Origin of the sequence: Methylomonas sp. AM2-LC (assembly GCF_039904985.1) — a bacterium.
In the GTDB taxonomy this organism is placed as follows: Bacteria; Pseudomonadota; Gammaproteobacteria; order Methylococcales; family Methylomonadaceae; genus Methylomonas.
In genome coordinates this window covers 1,617,588-1,642,411 of record NZ_CP157005.1, presented here as the reverse complement: position 1 = coordinate 1,642,411, position 24,824 = coordinate 1,617,588, and the positions used below count along the sequence as shown (strand labels likewise).

The 24,824-nt window shown below is 43.0% G+C and carries 24 protein-coding genes; 8 read left to right on the top strand and 16 right to left on the bottom strand.

Translation table 11 applies throughout. The features are described 5' to 3' along the window. The first annotated feature begins 8 nt into the window (after positions 1–8). The 4 genes from glnA (at position 9) to ABH008_RS07385 (ending at position 3,268) form a co-directional block, all read left to right on the top strand. Positions 9–1,421 (top strand): glutamate--ammonia ligase, encoded by a 1,413-nt coding sequence (gene glnA / locus ABH008_RS07400; RefSeq protein WP_347989214.1) that lies wholly within the window; start codon positions 9–11, stop codon positions 1,419–1,421. A 434-nt stretch (positions 1,422–1,855) separates the two neighbouring features. Further along, positions 1,856–2,230: a hypothetical protein gene (locus ABH008_RS07395; protein ID WP_347989213.1), complete on the top strand. Its 375-nt coding sequence runs from the start codon at positions 1,856–1,858 to the stop codon at positions 2,228–2,230. Between the two features lie 5 nt (positions 2,231–2,235). Continuing rightward, positions 2,236–2,814, top strand: coding sequence for a hypothetical protein (locus ABH008_RS07390; RefSeq protein ID WP_347989212.1), 579 nt, complete (start codon positions 2,236–2,238; stop codon positions 2,812–2,814). A 61-nt stretch (positions 2,815–2,875) separates the two neighbouring features. Then, positions 2,876–3,268: a hypothetical protein gene (locus ABH008_RS07385; protein WP_347989211.1), complete on the top strand. Its 393-nt coding sequence runs from the start codon at positions 2,876–2,878 to the stop codon at positions 3,266–3,268. Positions 3,269–3,310: 42 nt separating this feature from the next. Here ABH008_RS07385 and ABH008_RS07380 read toward each other — a convergent pair whose 3' ends face one another. From ABH008_RS07380 to ABH008_RS07355, 6 genes are all read right to left on the bottom strand, one after another. After that, on the bottom strand, positions 3,311–4,207 hold the full coding sequence (locus ABH008_RS07380; RefSeq protein WP_347989956.1) for a phosphoribosylaminoimidazolesuccinocarboxamide synthase: 897 nt from the start codon (positions 4,205–4,207) through the stop codon (positions 3,311–3,313). Between the two features lie 278 nt (positions 4,208–4,485). After that, positions 4,486–4,647, bottom strand: coding sequence for a hypothetical protein (locus ABH008_RS07375; RefSeq protein ID WP_347989210.1), 162 nt, complete (start codon positions 4,645–4,647; stop codon positions 4,486–4,488). Between the two features lie 486 nt (positions 4,648–5,133). Continuing rightward, positions 5,134–5,208, bottom strand: a complete 75-nt coding sequence (gene pqqA / locus ABH008_RS07370; protein WP_347989955.1) for a pyrroloquinoline quinone precursor peptide PqqA — start codon at positions 5,206–5,208, stop codon at positions 5,134–5,136. 97 nt (positions 5,209–5,305) lie between these two features. Continuing rightward, complete coding sequence (locus tag ABH008_RS07365) at positions 5,306–6,376, bottom strand: cytochrome c (protein WP_347989209.1); 1,071 nt, start codon at positions 6,374–6,376, stop codon at positions 5,306–5,308. 27 nt (positions 6,377–6,403) lie between these two features. Next, positions 6,404–7,261 carry a quinoprotein dehydrogenase-associated putative ABC transporter substrate-binding protein gene (locus ABH008_RS07360; RefSeq protein WP_347989208.1) on the bottom strand — a complete coding sequence of 286 codons (858 nt, stop codon included), beginning with the start codon at positions 7,259–7,261 and terminating at the stop codon, positions 6,404–6,406. A 21-nt stretch (positions 7,262–7,282) separates the two neighbouring features. Next, positions 7,283–9,469 (bottom strand): PQQ-binding-like beta-propeller repeat protein, encoded by a 2,187-nt coding sequence (locus ABH008_RS07355; protein WP_347989207.1) that lies wholly within the window; start codon positions 9,467–9,469, stop codon positions 7,283–7,285. 676 nt (positions 9,470–10,145) lie between these two features. On the opposite strand from ABH008_RS07355, the gene ABH008_RS07350 reads away from it, so the two are divergent. Beyond that, positions 10,146–10,604, top strand: a complete 459-nt coding sequence (locus ABH008_RS07350) for an EVE domain-containing protein (RefSeq protein WP_347989206.1) — start codon at positions 10,146–10,148, stop codon at positions 10,602–10,604. 164 nt (positions 10,605–10,768) lie between these two features. Here the strand turns inward: ABH008_RS07350 and ABH008_RS07345 are convergent, their stop codons facing one another. Further along, positions 10,769–14,155: a mechanosensitive ion channel domain-containing protein gene (locus ABH008_RS07345; protein ID WP_347989205.1), complete on the bottom strand. Its 3,387-nt coding sequence runs from the start codon at positions 14,153–14,155 to the stop codon at positions 10,769–10,771. Positions 14,156–14,188: 33 nt separating this feature from the next. Here ABH008_RS07345 and ABH008_RS07340 point away from each other — a divergent pair, with 33 nt between their 5' ends. Both ABH008_RS07340 and grxC read left to right on the top strand, forming a co-directional pair. Continuing rightward, positions 14,189–14,854 (top strand): class II aldolase/adducin family protein, encoded by a 666-nt coding sequence (locus ABH008_RS07340; protein WP_347989204.1) that lies wholly within the window; start codon positions 14,189–14,191, stop codon positions 14,852–14,854. 35 nt (positions 14,855–14,889) lie between these two features. Next, positions 14,890–15,144, top strand: coding sequence for a glutaredoxin 3 (gene grxC, locus ABH008_RS07335; RefSeq protein WP_347989203.1), 255 nt, complete (start codon positions 14,890–14,892; stop codon positions 15,142–15,144). A 243-nt stretch (positions 15,145–15,387) separates the two neighbouring features. Here grxC and nqrM read toward each other — a convergent pair whose 3' ends face one another. The 8 genes from nqrM to ABH008_RS07295 all read right to left on the bottom strand — a co-directional run bounded on the left by nqrM (position 15,388) and on the right by ABH008_RS07295 (position 22,725). After that, the gene (nqrM, locus tag ABH008_RS07330; protein WP_347989202.1) at positions 15,388–15,627 is read right to left on the bottom strand and encodes a (Na+)-NQR maturation NqrM; all 240 of its coding nucleotides are present in this window, start codon (positions 15,625–15,627) and stop codon (positions 15,388–15,390) included. 178 nt (positions 15,628–15,805) lie between these two features. Beyond that, positions 15,806–17,026: an NADH:ubiquinone reductase (Na(+)-transporting) subunit F gene (gene nqrF, locus ABH008_RS07325; protein ID WP_347989201.1), complete on the bottom strand. Its 1,221-nt coding sequence runs from the start codon at positions 17,024–17,026 to the stop codon at positions 15,806–15,808. Positions 17,027–17,036: 10 nt separating this feature from the next. Continuing rightward, the gene (gene nqrE / locus ABH008_RS07320; protein ID WP_347989200.1) at positions 17,037–17,645 is read right to left on the bottom strand and encodes an NADH:ubiquinone reductase (Na(+)-transporting) subunit E; all 609 of its coding nucleotides are present in this window, start codon (positions 17,643–17,645) and stop codon (positions 17,037–17,039) included. After that, entirely contained in the window at positions 17,645–18,313 is a 669-nt protein-coding gene (locus ABH008_RS07315; protein WP_347989199.1) for an NADH:ubiquinone reductase (Na(+)-transporting) subunit D, read from the bottom strand. Before ABH008_RS07315 ends, nqrE begins: the two co-directional genes overlap by 1 nt. 10 nt (positions 18,314–18,323) lie before the next feature. After that, positions 18,324–19,187: a Na(+)-translocating NADH-quinone reductase subunit C gene (locus ABH008_RS07310; protein ID WP_347989198.1), complete on the bottom strand. Its 864-nt coding sequence runs from the start codon at positions 19,185–19,187 to the stop codon at positions 18,324–18,326. Then, on the bottom strand, positions 19,180–20,379 hold the full coding sequence (locus ABH008_RS07305) for an NADH:ubiquinone reductase (Na(+)-transporting) subunit B (protein ID WP_347989197.1): 1,200 nt from the start codon (positions 20,377–20,379) through the stop codon (positions 19,180–19,182). Before ABH008_RS07305 ends, ABH008_RS07310 begins: the two co-directional genes overlap by 8 nt. 3 nt (positions 20,380–20,382) lie before the next feature. Continuing rightward, positions 20,383–21,729, bottom strand: a complete 1,347-nt coding sequence (locus ABH008_RS07300; protein ID WP_347989196.1) for a Na(+)-translocating NADH-quinone reductase subunit A — start codon at positions 21,727–21,729, stop codon at positions 20,383–20,385. 267 nt (positions 21,730–21,996) lie between these two features. Further along, positions 21,997–22,725 carry a metallophosphoesterase gene (locus tag ABH008_RS07295; protein WP_347989195.1) on the bottom strand — a complete coding sequence of 243 codons (729 nt, stop codon included), beginning with the start codon at positions 22,723–22,725 and terminating at the stop codon, positions 21,997–21,999. Positions 22,726–22,835: 110 nt separating this feature from the next. On the opposite strand from ABH008_RS07295, the gene ispG reads away from it, so the two are divergent. After that, positions 22,836–24,056, top strand: coding sequence for a flavodoxin-dependent (E)-4-hydroxy-3-methylbut-2-enyl-diphosphate synthase (ispG, locus tag ABH008_RS07290; protein ID WP_347989194.1), 1,221 nt, complete (start codon positions 22,836–22,838; stop codon positions 24,054–24,056). 63 nt (positions 24,057–24,119) lie between these two features. On the opposite strand, the gene ABH008_RS07285 is transcribed toward ispG, so the two are convergent. Continuing rightward, positions 24,120–24,821 (bottom strand): response regulator, encoded by a 702-nt coding sequence (locus ABH008_RS07285; protein WP_347989193.1) that lies wholly within the window; start codon positions 24,819–24,821, stop codon positions 24,120–24,122. Positions 24,822–24,824 lie beyond the last annotated feature (3 nt).

Below are 24,824 nucleotides of genomic sequence, written 5' to 3'. Positions count from 1 at the left end.
TTTGGCCGATGTCACTAGTAGATAATGTACTAAAAATGATTCAGGAAAACGACGTAAAATTTGTTGATTTCCGTTTTTGCGATACCCGTGGCAAAGAACAACACGTTACTTTTCCTGCGCACACCATAGATGCTGATACTTTCGAAGAAGGTAACATGTTCGATGGTTCTTCTATCGCAGGTTGGAAACACATCAACGAATCCGACATGATTCTGATGCCAGACCCAAGCACAGCGGTTCTGGATCCCTTCTTTGATGACAAAACCCTGATTTTGCGTTGCGACATCATCGAACCTAAAGACATGCAAGGCTATAGCCGTGACCCACGTTCCATTGCAAAACGTGCGGAAGCCTATATGCAATCTACCGGCATCGCCGATACTGCATTCTTTGGCCCCGAAAATGAATTTTTTATATTTGATGATGTACGCTGGAACAGCAGCATGGGTGGCTGTTCTTATCAAATCGATTCCGAAGAAGCTGGCTGGAACTCTGCCAAAACCTATGACAACGGCAACACCGGCCACCGCCCAGGTATTAAAGGCGGCTATTTCCCCGTACCACCAGTCGACTCATTTCAGGATATTCGTTCTGCCATGTGCTTGGTACTGGAAGAAATTGGTCAAACCGTAGAAGTACATCACCACGAAGTAGCCACTGCGGGCCAATGTGAAATTGGCGTACGCTTCAACACACTGGTAAAAAAAGCTGACGAAGTTCTTGGCTTGAAATACGTCATTGCCAACATTGCACACGCTTATGGCAAAACAGCTACTTTTATGCCAAAACCATTGGTCGGTGACAACGGCAGCGGTATGCACGTTCACCAATCATTAGCTAAAGGCGGCGTTAACCTGTTTACTGGCAACCTGTATGGCGGCCTATCTGAAATCGCCCTGTATTACATTGGCGGTATCATTAAACACGCTAAAGCCCTTAACGCGATTACCAACGCCTCAACCAACAGCTACAAACGTTTAGTACCAGGTTTTGAAGCACCGGTAATGCTGGCTTATTCAGCGCGTAACCGTTCTGCATCTATCCGTATTCCTTACGTCACCAATCCTAAAGGTCGTCGTATCGAAGTACGTTTCCCTGATTCAACCGCTAATCCTTATCTGGCATTCAGCGCCATGTTAATGGCCGGTCTTGATGGTATCCAAAACAAAATTCACCCCGGTGAAGCAATGGATAAAGACTTATATGACTTGCCACCAGAAGAAGAAAAAGCCATCCCACAAGTTGCTTTCTCATTTGACGAAGCGCTGGATGCTTTGGATAAAGATCGTGAGTTCTTAACCAAAGGCGGCGTATTTACCGATGATGTTATTGATGGTTATATTGCTCTGAAAAAAGAAGACGTTACACGTCTGCGTATGAGCACTCATCCGGTTGAGCTGGAAATGTATTACAGCTTATAACAGTTAATCCTGTTTCAAACAGGCTCACACTGATCCAAAACCCCGCAAGTTATCTGGCTTAGCGGGGTTTTTTATATTCTAAGCATTCCCAACAAAACCCATTTAAGCCCATATTCCGCCCTAATCCAAAATCAAATAAGAATGCCAGTTGTCCAAGAAAAAATCGTACCAGCAGGGCGCAAACACTTACTGATTGAAGTTGATATCGGCAGTTACTGCAACAGAATTCAACGTACTATTCTGAATACCAATTTGAAATAGCTAATTGTTTCCTGATTACCTATAAGCTTTAGCAACACCGCCCCCCCTTTCATCTGTAACAACTAGCTGCTAAACTTTAAGTGAAAAACCAAGCTGGATTTTGCTGCGAGGCATATGGCTAATCAGGTATCGTTTTATAGTGACTACACAATCAATTTAATATAGGTAAAAACATGAAAACACTTACACTGTTACTGGCAGGCTTATTCTATTTACCTAGTGTGGCGCTAGCACAAAACTCGCAGCTGCAAAAGCTGAAGGAAATGGGTGAGTGCATGAACAAAATCGACCCAAAACAAATGGATGCGTTGGCGGATCAGGGTAAAAAAATGATGGCGGACGCTACGGTGCTTTGCAATGCTGGCAAACGTGACGAAGCCAAGGCCTTACAGGACAAATTTACTACCGAGGAAACTAACACGCCTATTTCACAAGCTATAAAAAATTGCAGCAACATCATTAAATCCGAAAAAATCGAGGAAAATTCCATTACCAAAATGCATATATGCGACCGGGTTAAAATGATTTCAGACGCTCAGCACAAATAATGCTTATGTCGATATTTAAAGCAGTGAGATATCATAAGTTTTACCTTTGCCTGATTTTTGCAGCGTTGACGACAGCCTGTGACAACCAAAATGAAACACCAAAAAAACCACAGGCTTTTACCAATCTTTGCGAATTAATAACGGCTGAAATGGTGCAATCGGCATATAATCAACCAGTTAACCTGCAAACGGCAGAGCCTAATGAGTGCACTTATACCGGCATGGGTAATTCTGCGGCCTTTATTACCCTTACCACCACTCTGCTAACAGCGGATACCGTCATCGAAGCTCAGGAGTACTACCAAACCAGTGTCAAATTATCCGGTGGTTTGAATCAAATTCTGGGTGATGTGGATAAAATGGCCAACGGCAAACCTGACCCTGCTATTGCGCAGCAAGCCAATGATGTGAACGGGATAGGCGATGAAGCCTGGCTTAAACCCGGCAGCAACAACCCCTTAGCGGTAACCAAGATCGAAGTACGTAAAGGCGTTTATGTTTTGGGTGTTGGCGCAATTGGCATGGATAGCGCACATATACCGAAGTTTAAATCGCTGGTAAAAAATTTGACCGACAAATTATAAATTTATGATTAAATAACTTTTTTTATTTTAACCACGCTCAACCCTCTTAAGGAGAATTAATATGCACAAAAGAAAATTTCTGAGTCAAATTGCCTTGTTGGGTTTAGGTCTGTACCTGTCTCACTCTGCCCTGGCAGCCGATAACCAGCCCCAAAGAAAACCGGATTTAGCCGATGTAGCGGAAGGCGTTTACTTTGGTGATGTTATCTCTGATTCCCAAGGCTCTTCCCAATCCGGCGTTACATTAACCGTTACCCGAATCGGAAAGAATCTGGTGCAAGTTACCTCTAGTTACGGCAGATTACCTGTCATTGAAGTACCGCTAACCAAAGCGATGAATTCCATTATACAAGCCAAAGGTGACTCTCCCTTTGTTCTGGACAGAACTAAATCACCAGCACAACTGGATGTCAGTTTTCATAACGAAGTAAGTTGGTCTGGTGTTAGGCAATAATTTTTTAAAATATTGGCTTTTTTACTGCATGATCTAGGGTTGTTAGGCTCCCAGCAATTTAAACTGCGCTTCCTGATATTTTTCCCCACATTTAGCACTTACTTCTGCTGGTAATTTGGGGCCGGGCGCAGTTTTATTCCAATCCAAAGTTTCTAGGTAATCGCGCAAATATTGTTTATCAAAACTGGGTGGGCTGATACCCACTTGATACTGTTCGACAGGCCAAAAACGTGAGGAGTCTGGTGTTAACGCTTCGTCAATCAAATATAACTCGTCATGAGCATCCAAACCAAATTCAAATTTAGTATCGGCAATAATAATACCGCGCTGGCGTGCATATTCGGCAGCCGCACTATAAATTTTTAAACTGGTTACACGAACTTTTTCGGCAATATCCTGCCCCATCAGCGCTACGCTATCCGCAAAACTAATATTTTCGTCATGCACACCTGCTTCTGCCTTACTGGAAGGCGTATAAATAGGCTCGGGCAATTGCTGGGCTTGTTGCAAACCAGCAGGCAAACGGATACCACATACTTCCCCGGTTTTTTGATAATCTTTCCAGCCAGAACCAATCAGATAACCTCGCACAATAGCTTCCACTGGCAACGGTTTCAAGCGTTTAACCACAATAGAGCGCCCTTCCAGAGGTTGACGAATCGCGCTATCGGGTACAACATCGGCTAAGGTTGGTGAGTTACAGAGATGATTAGGAATAATATCCTGCATTTTTTCAAACCAAAAATTGGAAACCTGAGTTAAAACACGCCCTTTACCTGGAATTGGATCTGGGAGAATAACATCAAAGGCTGACATACGATCGGTAGTCACTATTAGCAGATGCTGATCGTCTATTTCATACATATCGCGCACTTTGCCGCGCGCTAAAAGTTTTAAATGCGGTATATTCGATTCGTAAAGCGCTGCTGTGGCATTCATAGTGGCGGACGGTAACAGTAAAAATAGTAATTTTACCATTAAACTTGCTATGAATTGTCAGTAGAATAGAGGTATAAAGGGCTTTAGTAGCATAAACAAAAATGCTTAGGCAAAAAAAACCCTTCACCTTAATAAGGGAAGGGTATAGAGTTAAACAGAGCTTGAGGAGGACTGTTTCTTTTCAACGAGGTAACACAATAAAACTGGAACTATCCAATCAAAACATTTAACCCCAAAAAAATGCAAGGCAGGTAACTTGACCGAATAGCGGTAAAACGTTAAGCTTTAAAAGAGCCGTTAAAATCGATATTACTAAAAATAGTGGCGGCCCCAAACAACAATGTGGAGATGATGAACTCGCCAGACATAAAGCCGAAGACGCCCGTGGTAAAAAATAAACCCGTTGCAATGTCTCTGTACAAATTGTTCGTTTTGTTCATTTTTGCTCCCAGACTGATTACAGTCAATTCAATGAAGACAGTTACACTATACCTCTGATTTATTTATTTACAATACCCAATTTCGTGGATGAGTTGTTTCTTATTAAGAAACAATCGTGTAATAGTACTGAAATATGGATATGTTAGAACAATTGCTAAACTAGCCTATTACCCATTGATAAAAAAAGGAATATCCAGTTAGGCTGCCCACAAACGTAAAGTTAGGGTGCAAATACACGGGGTAAATACCCATTCCCCCCAAATCTGGCAAAATTACTGTTCAGTAAAAAACAAAGTAACGGTTTTATAGAATTTGCCCAAACAATAAGACACATCAATGCGAATAAATGCGCTTCATTCTGCAAAACTTTCTGTAAATACTTTATTCACCCACTTAATATTTGTTGCATAAAGTTACTGCGCCAAATAAAAAAGGGCTCACCACTCTTATTCAGTAGTGAGCCCCCTATTTTTACTACTCGATAATTAACGGTTAAAAATATACATCGTTACTTCAAATCCGAAACGCAAATCGTTGTAGCTAGGTACTTCCCATTTCATATCATTTACCTCTTTAAAATTGATTAAAGCTATTGAACAGTATCTCTACGTCATTATTTTTCAATACTTATCTCCTACTTACTTTGATTTCAGATGATTAAGGGCCTGGTACCACATTACTCGGTTTAGCTGCAGTTGATCCGTCCACAATCTTTTCAAACTGAACATCCCAGTCAAGATGCTTTTGCGTTTTGGATAGGCTGCCTAGGTAAGCCTCAAGATCCACAACATCGTTAGGACACAGAAAACCCGCAAATGAGGGCATGGCTCCTTCGCCATTCACAGCCTCAGCAACATCACCTCCGCCATCCCTAATATCCGGCCCCATACCCCCCGAAGCATCCTGTCCGTGGCAAGATACACAATTTAGGCGCATATAGGCACGACGTCCATCATCTGCTGCGTTTCCGCTTGATGCCAGAGTGCTGCAATTGAAAGGGGCCGTAACAGGGAGCTTGGTGCCACCCGCAGTATTACCATTACCGCCGCCGCTATTATTTCCACCATCACCCCCTTCATTACCGTTACCACCGCCAGCAACATGCTGAGATATATTAAAACTTTGGGTCACCTCTGGGGCTGATGCATAGTGGGTATTCCCGGCTTGATCTGCAGCAATCGTACATAAACCAGCTTTTAAGTCTTTCACAGTATTGCCACTGACAGAACAGATTGCTGGCGTCTTTGTTGTCAGAACGACTGGCAACCCAGAACTGGCTCTCGCCGTCACAACCCCGCTACCACCCAAAACAATTTTGGGTGCGCTACCGAAATTGATGGTCTGCGTCAGTTTTAGATTGACCGGTATGACTAGAACCGCCTTGGCAAAAGCGTAACTAGAATTCCCTTTCTGAGTAGCATTAATCTTGCAATTACCTATAGCCAAACCGGTGACAAATCCGGTTTTCTGATTGAACGAACAGTATTTCGTTGTGGATGCGTCTTGCGAGAGCACGACATTGAGGCCAGAGGTAGAAGTCGCTTTTACCAACAAGGTTCCTCCCACAACAATATCAGCAGAGCCAGGACTGAAAGACAATGTCTGAGCTTGCGTGGTTGTCGTTGTACTTGTATCAGTTTCGTTGTCGGTTTCGGCACTTGCCATCCCCGCATACCCGAAGGCCAGGATGCCCGCAAAGAGGCATGAAAAACTGGTTTTATATTTCATGATCAAAATCCTCAGAATTAAATTTTTTTACTGTGTTGACTGTAAAGCTTGTGGCTTAACAGTGACTGGGTCTAACTTGATAATTGGAACACCGAAGTTCTTGAGAATACCTTGGATCTTAGCTGACTGACGACGCAAACTGTCATCCAGGCTGACTAGCAAGGCTTCATCGTCGCTTCGAACTGCCGCAGCAATATCCCAGGCGAAAGGCTGATTAGGAAGCGCTGGCTCTACCGGCGCGGGTCTTACTATCAACTGACTACCAAAAGGTTTAGCAAAGTAACCCGCAAAAGGCCCCCAGACAATGGCGATGTCGATAGATCCATCTGCAACCGCTTTCACCACATCACCTTGAGGTGATTCGTCATCCGTTCCCCACATCGTATAGCCCACCACCTGACTCCCTAGATCATGCAGACCTAGAGCATGCGCTGGCGGCGAATTCGAACCATCACTACCCACACTATGCAGACCGATTTTCAATTTTTTCCAGGCAGGATCGGCATAGCTGTGAATATTCAAGTGGCTTTTCTTTCTAGTCACAATGGCGTAAATAGAGCAATAGTAAGGGGTAGTCGTCTTTACACCCTCAAGCTGGGCAGGAACGCCAATAACGACATCGCATGCACCAGAACCCAGAGTCTGACGAATAAAGCCCTCACCCTGACGCTGCCAGGTATAAACCACAGACCGATTGAGATCCTTTGCCAACAACTCCGCAATCTTGTTTTCAAATCCTTCTCCCTTGTCATTAGAAAATGGAAGGTTATTAGGTTCGGCGCAAACTTTAAGGACACCCTCTGCTTGGGTATTTTTGCTTAGCACCAGCGCCAGCAGAGAAACCATGATTAGAGACTTGCTATGCTTCATTTTGGTATTTAACATTCGGCATTCCACAGTCCATCATTACAGACCATAGATATAAATAAGACCACCTTTAGTCGCTGTATCGCTACAAGCGCCCTTGTCAGTACCCATTAACCCTGTACTTTTTGCGATACCGCTATAGATAGCCACAAACTGTTTTCCGCCATCAATAAAGGTCATCGGATTACCCACAGAACTACACTCGAGATTAGCCTTGAACAAAGCAGCGCCGTTTTCAGCATTGACGGCTTTCAAACTCTTATCCAATGTCGTGTAAAAGACAATATCGCCAGCCGTAGACAGGATTCCACCATACAGCGGATAAGTTTCATCCACTTTCCATGCAGGCTTATGGTTATAGAGATCCCAGGCCATCAAAGTACCCTGCCCTGTTGCACCTGGCTGTAAAGTCAGGGACATATCCATACCCATGTAGGGAGCACCCGAAATAAACTGTGCCTTGGTAACTGCCAGAGAAGCGCAGAAATTGAAAGTCGGCACAAAAAAGAGTCCAGCGCTACTCGCGCCATAGACCTTAGGCGAATATGAACTTGGCTCCCAACCATGAGCACCCAAGGGTGACGGACAGACCGTTGCGCCCCATTGATCAGTGTGGTTGTACTTTGGATTTGTTCCAGGAATAATTGTATTGTTGGGTCCAGTAGCTGACGTTGCCGGTGTTCCATCGGCTAGAAGGGGTAAACCAGCCGTATTAAGCTTGGTTGCAGTACTCGGTGTATTCGGATTAGAAGTGGTATCGATTCCGCCCCCTGCCCAGTTCTGATCCTTAAACTGGTCTGCCGATATTAGCGTGCCGGTTTTACGATCAAAGGTATAGACAAATCCATTCTTGTTAAATTGAACCGCTACGCTAGAAGCGCTTTTTGACGCATCAGTCGGCGAAGTGACTGCCGTATTAAGATTGACAGGCAGAATTTCCGCAATGGCATCAAAATCCCAGTTATCGTGTTGAGTCACTTGATAAACCCAAGCCACTTCACCCGCTTTAAATCCGTTGCCGTTGGCAACCGAATTACTCACCTTGCGAGCAAAAATCGAAGCGCCCCACTTATTATCGCCCGGACGCAACTCGGGATTCCAAACACCCGGCTGACTGGTTCCATACAGAACATAGTCGTTTTCAGGATCATATGTCAGGTAGGACCAAACCGAACTGCCACCCAACAAATAGCCAGGCACATTTTGAGTTGTCGCTGGCCAACTGGTTTTACCCAGATCCTTTCCTTTATCTTTATTTGGGAACGGGTATTGTGTTCCAGAAACTATCCCAACATCCGCATCAGGGCCCGTCGTATAACACTTGCCATCCGTAGTCGTTGGTCCACAGTTATTCCAAATGGGCTTTCCGGTAGCAAGATCCAAGGCCACTACATAGCCACGAGTACCCATCTCACCACTCGAAGTACCGAGTATCACCTGCCCGTTATCACCCGTAACCACGGGTTGACCGCTGGTTGTAACACCCAGACCAGTATTGGTAATGGTTGTTTTCCATACCAAAGCGCCAGTATGTGCGTTGACAGCCACCGTGTGTCCGTCAAGCAAGTTGTAAACAATTAACCCTGTCAAAACCTTGTTGATGGTTGCTTTTGCATAGGCCATACCACGATTTGTACCACCACAACAGTTGGCACCTGATTGGTTACTACTGGTAGGCAATCCCTTGGAAATGGAACTGGGTGCAGCGGCAATCGCAGTGGAACTCCAAGTAGGCGGAATAGGCGAAGTCGAACCCGCTGGCAAGCTGGATACATCCCAGGCCAAAAGCACATTTGGAGAGCCTGTCAACGCATATATCATTCTCTCGCTAGCCACGTAAAGAGGCGCTCCCATGCTGCTACCATTGCGATAAGTTGCCAAGACATATTTTTGCTTGATGGACGAAACGTTATCCTTATTGATTTCGTTAGAACCGTATCCCAATTCGCTATAGCGTATACCCTGCGGTCCACCACCATCCTGCAACCATTCGCCTGCAGCACCCGTCGACACGGCTGCACTGGCTGATTGAGTAGCCAACGCCGTAATTGAAAAAACAAACCCCAGCGTCAAGGCCATTAATTTTCCGTGCAGGAAAACATCGGCAATGACTTCATGCGCGAATTGGCTCTTGAAATCAACTGGCAACGGATTAACATCCAATCGATATAAAGGGTGTTTTGGCACTGTAAACCTACTGTGTTGCGATTTATTGATTTTTCTCATAAATTAAGCTCTCCATAAATGTAAATCTGCGGAATAACAACTTTTTTTCATTCCCATAAACGATGCAAAAAGGCGATTTTACAAGTTGGAACGCTTTCCATTTCTGCCAACATGTCACCAGAGTGCGCTCTCCTCAGTTCCTGTAGAAACGGTCAGATAGCCACAGCAAAATTATGGATATAAAACATTAACTCTTTATGTCGTATCGATTAAAGATTGGTTAGCCATTGATTAAAATTAGATTAACCGACTTACCAAAAAAACAGGCTAAGCAACATTAGCATTGCCAGAATTGCAGATCATAGTAGTGATCTTGGGAAACCCAAGCTGAGAGGGAAGTCGCATTTATGGGTTTTAAACAGCAGGTAACAGCAACTTAATTTGCCTGATTTTTAATAAAGCTAAAAATATAATGACTATCCAGCATATTTTTTATAATTTAAAATCAATTAGCTTTAGGAATTGCTAAGCGTAGAAATCTCATCTGACATAGCACTTTCGAATTGCGAACCATCCAAGCTTAAAACCTTGCTGAATTTAAAGTATCATAATTCCATTGGAAATTAATTTGCCGACCCGAAATTTCAAGTAAATTGGAAAAGTGTTTAGCGAGTTTTAATCATTTTTAAATTAACCCCACAAGTCTTAAGCATCTCAAACACACACTGGAGCACTTATGCAATATTGGCTGATGAAATCTGAACCGGACGCGTTTGGTATTGATGATTTATTCCAGCGCCCACAACAAACAGAACCCTGGGATGGTGTGCGTAATTATCAGGCGCGTAATATGCTGCGTGATGAAATGAAAACCGGCGATCAGGTATTTTTTTATCATTCCAATTGCGACGAACCGGGCATCGTCGGCATTGCCCAGATTGTTAGAGAGGGTTATCCTGATCACACCGCTTTTGATCCTGATAATAAACATTTTGATCCTAAAAGCCACCCAGATAAACCCAGCTGGTATATGGTGGATGTAAAATTCGTGCGTAAATTATCTCGTACCATCAGTCTGCGAGAATTAAAATTAAAAACCGAATTAGCAGAACTGGCTTTGTTACGCAGGGGAAATCGCTTATCGATTATGCCGGTGAATGCCGAACAATGGCAGTTTATTCTAGCGTTGGAATAAGCACTAGAAATGTTTGCCAAGACTTTATGCGCATTTTACTAAGACATGGTCTTGGTTAAATCGATCCTGATACTCAGAACAGCGATATTGGTAAGGGCAGATTGCAACCGCCCCTACCAACGGTCTTAACTTGATAAATTGACTGAAAGTTACCCGTATTTATTCTAAACTGGCAACGTCACATTAGTAAATGAACGAATATGAACATCGCGTTGTGGATACGGAATTTCTATATGATGAGTCTGTAAAGCTTCATAAATATTTTTATGCAAACTGTGTTTTACAGCAATTCTTTCGGTTAATTCGTGCACAAACACATGGATATCAAACAGCAGAGCGTTCTCACCCAGTCCCGTAAAAACCACATTAGGTGCCGGCTCTTTTAACACCGATGGCGTTTTGGCAATAGCCTCGTTAAGAATGGTATCCACCTGCTCTACATCAGAACCATAAGCTACACCCACCGATACCACCAGACGCGTGACAGTATCCGACAAGGTCCAGTTAACCAGACGGTCGGTAATGAAGATTTTATTAGGCACTACTAACTCTTTTCTATCCCAATCGATAATATGGGTAGCACGCATCTGTATCCGACTGACACGTCCGGTTACTTCGCCTACCGTCACGGTATCACCGACTCTAATGGGTCGCTCAAACAGGATAATAATACCAGACACCATATTGGCAAAGATTTCCTGTAAACCAAAACCTAAACCAACACTCAATGCCGCCACCAGCCACTGTACTTGCGACCAACTGCCACCCAATTCATTAGCAATGGATAAAAAAGCAATGCTAATCAAAAAATAACGGGTTAATTGAATCAAGGCATAGCGACTACCCGGCGTCATCTTAAACTTGCCTATGGATAACAAATCTACCAAAGCAGGAAAATTAGCAACAAATACGAAAGCCAATCCAGCATAAGCCAGCGAAATTAATAGATTAGTCAGTGTAATCGGTTGCAGGGTTTCTTTGCCATCTACCAGCATACTGTGCTGCCATAATTGAATACGGTCGAATACAGAAAAAGCAGGCAATATTTCGCTCCATATAATCCAACAACCAATCAACACCATCAACACGATCACAGTCGTGAGTAATTGATGACTTTGCTGATTAATTTTAGAAATATCCAACAGTGTTTCTTCAGGCACAAACGCTGTTTCTGCAGTATTTGTGGTGCTGGCAGTCTGTTCTATATGTTTACGAAGTTCTCGGGCATTTTGTAAAGCCAATTGCCGCTGAGTCACTGCCAGCCAACGCTGAGCCAACTCATGAAACAATATGGTGAGAAACATCAAACGCAGGGTAAATAATAGTTTTTGTTCTAACTCTAAAGCGCTCTGGTAGTAACCCTCTACAGCAAAACCAATAATAATCAGCGGGATGGCGACAGCGATAAAGTATCCCAAATAGGGTAAGGCTTTACTCCAGGTGTGTTCGTACTGGTAAAAATCTTTTCCAAGTCCTTTTTTGGGATGGGTAAGATTATGAAACAAATACATAAAGGCCAGCATCATTACAATTAATGCAGTTCTACCTAAAGCATAACTATAATCTGAATAAACGTCGTTACCCGTGGTCATGGCCACAATAAAGATACAAGGTACTAAGACAAACCGCCCCCATTTAAACTGGCTAAACACTAAATAGCTGGTTCTATGCTCCCAGTGAAACAAAGTTTCAGCAATACCATCCGGTTTGAATAATCCATAAAAAAACTGAGTCACCGTCAGGGACACCGCAGCAGAAAATAAACCGACAGAAACGGCATGACTAAAAAAATCTTTGCTGCCACTAACCGCCAAAATTGCACCTATCCATACCATCAGTAACGGGCCGGATAAAGACAATATCAAGACATAGGCTAGGGCTAACAGCGTATTGAAAAAACTGAAGATATGCTGACTACTGGTACTTTTTTTAGGTAACAGCAACAACAAGCGTTGTTTAATCGTATCTTTCAGTCGCCAATGAATACTGACAAAGCCTAAACCCAATAGTGCCACAAATGGATAGCTACCAACACCCTGCCAAAGACTGACCACTATTTGCAGCCAGTTTGTTGGTTTAACAAACCAAACCATAGAGCGTGCAATTTCTTTTAAGTAAAATTTATCAATAATTGGAGCACTGGGTACCCATAACAATCGCTGATCCAAATAAGCGCTGTATTTATCTGCGATAGTCAGCATTTGTTGTAAACTGAAATCCACATCGCCCAATACTCGCGAATACTCGCTATACACACCGGTTAGCCGCAACACTAAATCCTTTTGATCATTCAGCAACATACGTAATTCAGTACGTATTTTCAATTTTTCCACATCACTGGTATCAGCCGGCAATTCTGCATCCATACGTGTTGCCAGCTCCTGACTGACATCTGCCAGATTCTTTTTCACCTCATCCAGCTTGAAAGCTTCCAGACTAGCTTGTGCAATTTCATTTTGCACATTATCGTTGAGGGTATTGTATTGCTTATGTTGCGGTAGATTGCGGCGTTGTTCGCGGAGCAAATTACCCAAGGCAGGACTTAAACCGGCTAAATTAATTTTTTGTTCAGCCGTTTGGAAATCTTTTTCCAGTTGCTTAAATCGTTGATCCAATTCGTTACGCTGCGCGGAAAATTGCTCCATATTCTTGGTAATATCCTGCAGATTACGACTGTAAGCCATGTTCTGTTTGGTCGCAGCCTGAATCAATGGATGCTTGCCTTCAGCTGCTTTTTCAGCCAGCAACAATTCCGCCTGTTGTTTATCTATTTCCAACTGGCGTCTGTCCAACAAAAAATTATCCAGCTCGGCCACCAACATACTCAATTGTTCGCGCTGTATATTCAGTAAACTTTTACGATCTTTTAAAGCTTGCAAAGTTAAAGGTTCGCTGATGCTTTCCATTTCCAAGGTTTTCAAGGTTGCATTAAGCAACCTGCCTCGCATATCCTGGCGGATTTGTATAGCCTCCTTTTCTGGAAGACTTTCCAACCCTCGCACACTTAAGTTTTGCTGTTCCAGCTGATTACTGGCTTGCTTATTTTTAATATCGGCAATTTTTTCACGGATAAGTTGTGGGCGATTCAAATGTTCGTTAATCAATCCATCAATCCGACTAATTTCCGCATCCAAATCGCTTAAACGCGATTTCTCAATAATCAAGCGCTGTTCCAATTCGTCAGTGGGAAACAAAGCCAATTTTTCTTGCTTACGGTTTTTTAGACTTTCATCCGCATCGGTAATTTGTCGTTGCAAACGTTTACTTTCCAGGGGTGAGCTGGACAGGGATTGTTTAAAGGTTTCGGCCAACGCTTCTTGTGATATTGCTTCTTTAAGATTATCCTCACTGTCTGCATAGATTGCCAAAATACGTTTTTTTACCTCGTCAGACAAATTCTGTTTGTCAGTAATGGCTTGTATATGTTGTTGTAAATCGGCTTGCGTTAGTAGTTTAGCAGTTGGGCTCTGATTGACTGCATAGCTTATATTTATACTATTAAACAACAGTTGTATCAGGATAAAAAAGGTTAAGACTAGGTTAAGCTTCATACTAATAATAAAATACTTTATCTAAGAGATTATGTGAGTATCCAAACCATCATGCAGGAACAAGAAGGTGTTATCAAATATCAGTTACATCATCAACACCACCCGTTAGGGGCTGAAATTGATTTACTGGAAATCAATGCCTGGCGTAGCATACTGTTTCAACTTAAACTGATTGGTCAACGCACCGATAAATACGGCGGACTCGGGTTTGGCAATATTAGTCGCCGCTTGGTTCCCAGTAGTAATCAGTTTGTCATTAGTGGATCGCAAACTGGACAGTTAGCGGAACTTAACCCAGAACACTATGTACTGATACAGAGAGCCGAACCAGACACAAACAGTATTTACTCCAGAGGCTTATATCCGCCCTCGTCTGAAGCCCTTACCCACGCCTCAGTTTATCAGCAAGACGCTGACATACAAGCCGTTATTCATGTGCATAGCCCTGAGCTATGGCATAACACCTTGCCATTGAAAATACCTTATACGCATGCCAATATCGCTTATGGTACAACAGACATGGCCCAAGCAGTTGCCAATTTATTTATTAGTCGGCAACTCAATGATGTAGGCTTATTTAGCATGTTAGGACATGAGGATGGTATTGTTGCTTTCGGACCTACGTTTGCAGAAGCCAGCACTTTATTAATTAAAACATTGATTAAGTCACGTATTGAGTATCCGTACCCATATCGTTAGAATAGCAGTCTTTATCTGCAATTATTCATTACCCCATGCCGGAAATCATTATTTATACTGCTGCACTCTGCCCGTATTGCACCATGGCTAAAAAACTATTTGATAGAAAAGGGGCAAGTTATAAAGAAATCAATGTTGATAGCCAGCCCGGTTTACGTCAGGAAATGATGGAAAAAACAAAACGACGTACCGTACCACAAATCTATATCGGTGACCACCATGTGGGGGGCTATGATGATTTATACGCTCTGGAAGTACAAAAAAAACTTGACGATTTATTGCAGGCTTAAATGCCTGAGCCATTTTCTGGCGCTATAAATACACCCACATAGATTTGCGCAACAATCTAGAATAGGTCGTAATAGGCGAAGCTGTATTGCGACACTGCTGCCTTCAATCATGTACTGCATTACGCTGCAGCTTAGCGCACTAATATCGACCACATTTAGGAAGCGAAAACGGTAGATATAGGCATCAGCGCCTTCAATAGATTGGCGCGCGCCAAATACATCACAAACCCTGAATATTACCGCTCAATTTTCAGGCACTTGTTTTATCTGAAAATGTTTGTGCGGACTATTCATCTCCACATTTTCTGCCAATGCAGCTTGTTCTGCGTCCAGTTTTTTGCGTTTATCACACTTTGTTTCGCAAATACAATTACCAGTGCCACCGCATGAGCCTTTAATGGCATGTCTGCCAAATATTACGCCAACCGCCATGACAGTTAACACGATGATCATCACTAAAAATGTAGCTAGAAAAATGCCCATAGTATTTTCCTTTTCTATATAGGTGGTTAAAAACTGACCTGATACTCCTTTTTATAAAGGAGTCTTTTGTTTGGACTGATTAATTCAATAAAAATTCATCAGCAAACTATCGCCCAAAATAAAAAACGAGGAGAAATCTTAAGATCGCTCCTCGTCATTTATCAGCTACTAACTTAACTTAGCCGCCGAAGTCATCCAGGAAGATGTTTTCTGGATCAACACCGTTTGCCAGCAACATATTAATCACTGAAGAGTTCATGATTGGAGGTCCGCACATGTAGTATTCACAATCTTCAGGTGACGGATGGTTTTTCAGGAATTCTTCAAACAACACGTTATGAATAAAACCTGTGTAACCAGTCCAGTTATCTTCTGGTAACGCATCAGACAAGGCCACATGCCATTCAAAGTTATCGTTTTCTTTAGCCAGCATATCAAAATCTTCTACATAGAACATTTCGCGTTTGCTACGTGCACCATACCAGAAAGTCATTTTACGCTTAGATTTCAGCCTGCGTAATTGATCAAAGATATGTGAACGCATAGGTGCCATACCCGCACCACCGCCGACGAATACCATTTCGTTATCGGTTTCTTTAGCGTAAAACTCGCCATAAGGACCGGAAACAAATACTTTATCGCCAGGCTTCAGATTAAAAATAAATGATGACATGATACCCGGAGCTGTTCCCTCAGGCGCATTGGGTGGCGGAGTAGCAATCCGCACGTTCAACATAATTTCTTTTTCTTCTGGATAAGAAGCCATCGAATAAGCACGTAATGTGGGCTCTTTAACATCAGACACATAGCGCCACAGATTGAATTTATCCCAATCTGGACGGTATTCATCCGCCACATCCATATCAGCATATTTTGAAACATGCGGTGGACATTCGATTTGGATATAACCACCCGCACGGTAGTTAATGGCTTCACCTGCTGGCAATTCCAGTACCAATTCCTTAATAAAAGTGGCTACGTTGTCGTTAGACTTAACCGTACACTCCCATTTTTTAACCCCAAACACGCTGTCTTCAACTTCGACATTCATGTTTTGCTTGACAGATACCTGGCAAGCCAGACGTTCGCCATGTGCGGCTTCACGTTTGCTGATGTGGGACAATTCGGTAGGCAGAATATCGCCACCACCACTCAGTACCTTGACTTTACACTGCCCACAAGTACCACCACCACCGCAAGCCGATGATACAAATAATTGATTTTCGGACAGCGCCGTTAATAATTTAGAACCAACCGGGACATGGATCTTCTTTTCATTATTGATAAGAATTTCCGCATCTCCAGAGGCCACCAATTTGCTTTTCGCACCGATGATTAAAAACACCAGCGCTATCACGATAACCGTGAAGAAAATAACCCCTAATGCAATTTCCAGCATTACGATACCCTTATAATTGAATTCCAGAGAAAGCCATGAAGCCCAAAGACATCAAGCCAGCGGTAATAAAAGTGATTCCCAAACCTTGTAAGGCAGCAGGAATATCACTGTATTTGAGTTTCTCGCGCACACCAGCCATGACTGTAATTGCCAAAGCCCAGCCAAAACCACTGCCTATACCATACACCACACTTTCACTGAAGTTGTAGTCACGTTCAATCATGAACAAACTACCGGCCAGAATCGCGCAGTTAACTGTAATCAACGGCAAGAAAATACCTAAAGCTTGATATAACGCTGGAAAAAATTTATCCAGTATCATTTCCAGAATTTGCACGATAGCAGCAATCATACCGATACAGCTGAGCAAGCTTAAAAAGCTAAGGTCAACCCCGGTAATACCTATCCATGACAAAGCATCTTCTTTCAACAGTGTTTGGTAAATAAAGTTATTGGCGGGTACCGTTAAGGTTTGTACCACCATAACTGCAATACCCAAACCCATCGCAGTGGAAATTTTCTTAGATACCGCTAAAAAAGTACACATACCCAAGAAAAACGACAAGGCTAAATTTTCTATGAATACCGCTTTAATAAATAGACTGATATAGGCTTCCATTAGTGATGCCCTCCTTCACCGTGAGCAATCGACAAGATTTTAAACTCGTTATGTTCAACCTGTTTTGGTTTCCAGGTACGAAACCCCCAGATAATCAGGCCAATGATAAAAAATGCACTGGGTGGTAACAGCATTAAGCCATTTGGTACGTACCAGCCACCGTCTTTGACTAGCGGTAATACGTCGAAACCCAGTAATTTACCTGAACCCAGTGTTTCCCGAACAAATGCAACCATAATCAGAATCAAACTATAGCCCAAACCATTGCCGATACCATCAATAAAGCTCTGCCAAGGTGGGTTTTTCATCGCATACGCTTCAGCCCGACCCATGACGATACAGTTGGTGATAATCAATCCCACAAATACCGATAACTTTTTACTAACATCAAAAGCAAAGGCACGTAACAATTGATCGACCACAATAACCAGTGAAGCAATAATGATCATCTGTACAATAATACGGATACTACTAGGTGTATGTTCACGCACAAAGCTAATGGCGGCACTTGAACAAGCAGTAACCGAAGTCAAAGCTAGAGCCATAATCAATGAGGTGGACATTTGCGAAGTAACCGCCAGTGCAGAACATACCCCTAACACTTGCAAAGTGATTGGGTTATTATCGACCAAGGGTTCAAATAGTACTTTTTTAGTTTCTTTATCCATGATTTTGCCTCTAACCGTTTGTTCTAATTTTGTTTAGATACATGGCGTAACCTTCTGCACCCATCCAATACTGAATAAGATTGCTGACACCACGACTGGTTAATGTTGCACCGGCTAAACCGTCAACTTTATACACTGCATCAGGCCGACTTTCATCAACACCACCTTTAACCAAGGTTAAAGCGACATCGCCTTTGTCGGAATAGACCTTTTTACCTTTCCATAGGGCGCGCCAATTGGGATTAACTACTTCACCACCCAAGCCCGGAGTTTCAGCCTGATCATACAAATTGATACTTTGTACGGTTTGCGCGTCTGGTTCCAAAGCTAAAAAGCCATACATAGTGGACCATAAGCCATAACCATTAATTGGTAAAATAATGGATTGCAGTTTATCACCACTTTTTACAAAGTATATCTTGGTGTATTTAGCTTTAAAGCGAATACTGGCCAAATCTTTTTCGACTGGAATCGCTTCATTCTGTGCAGGATCTTTTGCCGCTTTACGCTGATCAAACTCATCAACATTAATATTATCCACATACTCGCCAGTTTTTAGATCGACAATCTTACTTTCAATTCTTTCCTTGAAAGCCTGATCGATATCCGTACCCTCATCCAGTAGACCGGCAACATCCAGAATATTACGCTTCATATCCAACGCTTTGTTGTGCGCTTGCAAGGGTCTTAAAACCACTGTTGCCAGTGATACCAATACCGCACAAACAAGACATAAAGCCAAAGCCACATTAATGGTTTTTTCCAGACTATCGTTGCTTAAAGCCAGAATGCGTTTAGCGTAGACTTTGAACTGCTCGTAATACTTACACAGCTGTTCGTTATATTTACAAGTTTTTTTCTCAGCATTAAGCATGGCGTTTAATCCTTCTTCTAATATTTGCTTGAACAACAAAGTAATCAATCAATGGTGCAAACATGTTGGAAAAAAGAATTGCAAGCATCACACCTTCAGGAAAAGCAGGATTGATAACCCGAATAATGATGATCATTAGGCCTATCATACCGCCATAAATCCAGCGCCCCAAATCGGTAACGGCGGCAGAAACTGGATCTGTTGCCATAAATACAGTACCAAAAGCAAAACCACCAACCACTAAATGCCAGTACCAAGGAATAGCAAACATCGGATTAGTCGTGCTGCCAATGATATTTAATAATGTTGCACCGCCTATCATACCCAGCAGTACGCCACCCATAATCCGATAAGAAGCTACTCGGGTGTACAACAGGAATGCCGCACCCAGTAAACAGGCCAGCGTTGATGTTTCGCCCATGGAACCAGGCACAAAACCAATAAACGCTTGTATCCAGCTAAAGCTGTTTTGAATACCTTCCAAACCGTTAACCGAAGCCAAAGACAAGGCTGTTGCACCACTATAACCATCAACAGCTACCCAGGCAGAATCGCCGGAAATGGACGCTGGATAAGCAAAGAACAGAAAGGCACGACCAGTCAAGGCAGGATTGAGGAAGTTTTTACCCGTACCACCAAACACTTCCTTACCCAACACGATACCAAAAGATATACCCAACGCAACTTGCCATAAAGGCATTTCCGCAGGCAAAATCAGGGTATACAGCATGGAGGATACCAAAAAGCCTTCGTTTACTTCGTGCTTACGCACAGTGGCAAACAATACTTCCCAAACACCACCCACCGCTAAAGTAGTGATGTAGATCGGGAAGAAATACAGCATACCATGCACAATGCAAGAGAAAGGGTTGTAAGGGTTATAGCCAAACAAGGCCATAGGGTAACTGCGCCAACCGTTAATTGCCTCAATACCCATGCCTTTCATGGCTGTATTGGCTTGATAACCTGTGTTATACCAAGCCATCAGTACACAAAATGCTGTGGCAATTACCACAAAAGTCATGGTACGTTTCAGGTCGTTGCCGTCACGAACGTGAGTTTTTCCGCGTGTTACATCAGCAGGCGTGTATATAAAAGTATCGACCATCTCGTAAAGACCGTAATACTTCTCGAACTTGCCTCCTTTTGTAAAATACGGCTCTATGCTATCTAATAAGTCTCTAGCCGACATTGATTACCCTTCCTTCTCGATTTTATTTAAATTAGCTCTGAGCACAGGTGCGAAATCGTGCTTACCTGGATCAACGAAGGTGAACAATGAAACATCTTCTTCGTCTAATTCCAGACAACCCAAGGCTTGCGCAGTATCCGTATCGCCAACAACGATGGCTTTTAACAGCGGAGTTGCCAGAATATCCAAAGGCATAACCGCTTCATAAATACCTACCGGCACGATAGCTCGATTACTACCATTTTTATCGGTGGTTAATGGGAACAAACGATTATCTTTGCGATCTTTGCTCGACACATAGACATTCAATGCAGAATACTTATCTTTGCCCGGTACTATCCAGCCAAACAGTTCACGTTCACGACCTTCTTTGATGGCCGATACCTGTAAACTATAAGCGCCCAAATAAGCTAAAGCACCGCTGGCCTCATGTCCGTATAGAACGGAACCTGAAATCACACGATTATCCACATCCTGTAGCTCTCCTGTCGTTAAATCTAGCAGATTAGCGCCAACAGAGGTACGTACCAAACGTGGATTTTTTACGGTAGGTCCAGCCAGTGAAACCACACGCTCCACATTCAAATGACCTGTTGTAAACAAAGCACCAATGGCAATAACGGCTTGATAGTCAATATGCCAAACGAATTTTTTGATATTAACAGGATCGATCAAATGGATATGTGTACTTGGCAGACCCGCTGGATGAGGACCAGTAAATTCTGCTACTTGCACTACAGGGTTATTACCGATTGCAGCACCGCTGGCTTTACACAGATAAGTTTTACCACCACTCAATTTGGCAATAACTGCTAAACCATTATTAAAATCCGTTTCTCTCTCTTTAATGATAACAGCAGGATCTGCCGCCAAAGGACGGGTATCGATAGCTGTTACAAAAATTGAGCTGGGTACACTATCAGCGGCAGGTATTTTGCCATATGGACGCGTCTGAAAGGCTGTCCATAAGCCAGAATTTAGCAGATTTTCTTTTACCTGCTCCTGAGTTAAACCCGCCAGATCGGAAGCATTGTATTTTGCAAACGTTTCTTGTTGTTTACCTTGCAATTCAATAACGACTGACAATAAAGCACGTTTATCACCACGATTAATTGCCTTGACCACACCAGCACCCGGCGCGGTGAAATTAACCCCCGGATTTTGTTTGTCGGTAAAAAGGACTTGCCCTAATTTGACTTTATCTCCTTCTGCCACATTCATTTTTGGTTTCAGGCCAACATAATCGGCACCCAAGAGTGCAACCGACTTAATGCTGTTACCTTCGGTTATTTTTTGTTCGGGTCCACCTGTGATAGGCAAATCCAAACCTTTCTTAATTGTAAATTGCATAGTTGATACGCCTGCTCTCCAGACAAATTTCACGAAAAAGCCCCTTGAGAACCACAATACCCAGAGGACAGTTCAAGACATAAAACTTTCATATTAAATCACAAGATACCTACTTTCTCAATCGGAAATCCAAGCTTGTATGCGATTAAAAGCACGGATTTCCTGTATCTGGAAAATAAGCACATGCATATCCACAACATATGGATAACTAATAAATGTGAACATTAGATAAAAATAACCACACACCAATAAACGATTTTCTATACTTCAAATCTCCACTGTTTTGTTAATATCAAACCCAGCCACCATACGTCGGGTTTTATAACCCCGCGTATTACTCAAAATCCTGGCATCCGCAATTCGGTAGTCACCTTGATTATGAACATGCCCATGAAACCAAACCGCAATTTCGTGTTCATAAATCAAGGCTTTTAAATCGTTACAATAGGCCAGTTTCCTTAAAGCGTTGGAGCGCCCTATCCAACTCCATTCGGTGGGTGCATGATGGGTAACCACCACGGTTTTTCCTGCATATGGCAGACTTAACTGGCTGTGTAACCAGCTTTTGGAAGCATGATGCAAGGCGGTAAAGTCAACCGGATTAAACGCCGCACCTGAATAAGTGATTTGGCGAAAATCATTCAAGTTTTCAGCCAGAATGGCGGCATTTTCATCACCGGCCACAAATAGATCTGACCAAAGCGTACATCCTAAAAAACGCACCCCCTGATAGACAAACTGTTCTTTCTCCAGAAAATGTATCAAGCTACCAGCGCACTCGCTACGTAACGTAGCTAAAACCTGCTGGTATTCACCACTGTAAAACTCGTGATTTCCTGCCACATAGATTACGGGTTTATGCAGAGTTTTAAGCCATGCCACCCCCTGACTAAACACACCAATATCGCCTGCTGCCACAATAATATCCGCGTCAGTGTCTGGCAAAATCTGTTCACCAAATTCAAGATGCAGGTCAGAGAAGTAATTTATGCGCACATTTTGCTCTTGCGTATCGCTGTTAAACTATTATAGGAGTATAATTTGCAATCCTAAGTGATTTACTTGGTATTTTTCCAGATAACTTTGACTATTAGCAACTAATAATTATGTCGATTAGCCTCAGAAAACAGACCCAACAAGTTTTGGTTGGGAACATCAAGGTCGGCGGCGGCGCCCCGATCGTCGTTCAATCTATGACCAACACCGATACCACTGATGTTGCAGGCAGTGTCAAACAGATTATGGAATTATCGACTGCCGGCTCAGAACTGGTCAGAATTACTGTCAATACCGAAGAAGCCGCTAAAGCTGTACCCGAAATCGTTAATCGCCTAGAACAACAAGGCTTTAATGTGCCTATTATCGGTGATTTTCACTTTAACGGGCATAAATTACTGGAAAAATATCCTGAATGTGCTCAAGCTCTAGCAAAATTTCGTATCAATCCCGGCAATGTAGGTAAAGGCAAGGCACGCGACCCCCAGTTTCAGCAAATGATAGAATTTGCCTGTCGATACAATAAGCCAGTTCGTATCGGTGTAAACGGTGGCAGCCTTGATCAAGCCGTATTAACCCGCTTGCTGGATGAGAATCGTGAGCTAGCCGCACCTAAACCTCTGGCAGCTGTCACCCGTGAAGCGATTGTCCTATCCGCATTAGAAAGCGCCGCTAAAGCACAGGAATTGGGCTTGGGCAAAGATAAAATCATACTGTCCTGTAAAATCAGTAATGTGCAGGAATTGATCAGCATCTATGAAGATTTGGCCAGCCGTTGCGAGTATGCCTTACATTTGGGATTAACCGAAGCTGGCATGGGCTCAAAAGGCATCGTCGCCTCTTCCGCGGCACTCGGCGTATTAATGCAGCAAGGTATAGGCGACACCATTCGCATTTCATTGACGCCTGAACCCGGTGCAGCACGCACCAAAGAAGTGATTGTTGCACAAGAAATATTGCAAACCATGGGCTTCCGTTCTTTTACCCCCATGGTAATTGCCTGCCCCGGCTGTGGACGCACCACCAGTGACTATTTCCAAAAACTGGCTCAAGATATTCAAGGTTACTTGCGAGACCAGATGCCCGTGTGGCGAGATAAATATAAAGGCGTAGAAACGATGGAAGTGGCCGTAATGGGCTGCGTAGTCAATGGACCTGGCGAAAGCAAAAACGCCAATATTGGCATTAGTTTGCCAGGTACTGGCGAAACACCCGTGGCTCCTGTCTTTGAAGATGGTGTTAAAACTGTCACACTTAAAGGCGATCACATTGCCGAAGAGTTTCAAGTCTTAGTAGAACGCTATATTGAATCTCATTATAGTGCGCATTGATTAATAAAAATCTACCCTGTGTTACTGCAATACAGGGTAGATTTTGCTAAGTCGCTCAGATAACTAAGACTCTTCATCATTTAATCGATACCCTACTCCCGCTTCAGTCAATATATAACGAGGACGTGCCGGATCGGATTCGAGTTTATGGCGTAATTGCCCCATGTAAATGCGTAAATAATGGCTATTACCTATATAACTGGCACCCCAGACTTTTTCCAGCAATTGCCGATGAGTAACCACAAAACCGGCATTGCGCACCAAAATACTCAATAAATTAAATTCGATAGGCGTAAGGTGCACTTCTTTCGCATCTACAAAAATCTTGCGTTTGTGCAACTCAACTTTTAAATCGCCCACTTGAAATAACTTCAGATCACTCTCAGACGTTGTCGATATCCGCCTAAGCAACGCTTTTATTCGCGATAACAATTCCCCATTATTAAAGGGCTTGGTCAAATAGTCATCAGCACCGTTATCCAGCGCCAGAGTGATGTCATTTTCCTGATTACGCGCCGAAAGCACAATGATCGGCAATTCCGACCATAAACGTAAACGACGTATCACTTCCTGCCCATCTATATCCGGCAAACCTAAATCCAGAATCGAAAGTTGGGGCGCTTGATTCCGGGCAATATGTAATCCCTCTCGCCCCGTCTCACTAGATAATACGGAATAATCCTGATTTTCCAGCGTAGTGGTCAATAATTGCCGGAAAGGAGGATCGTCTTCAATCAACAAAATTAAGGGTTTATTGGTTTTCACATC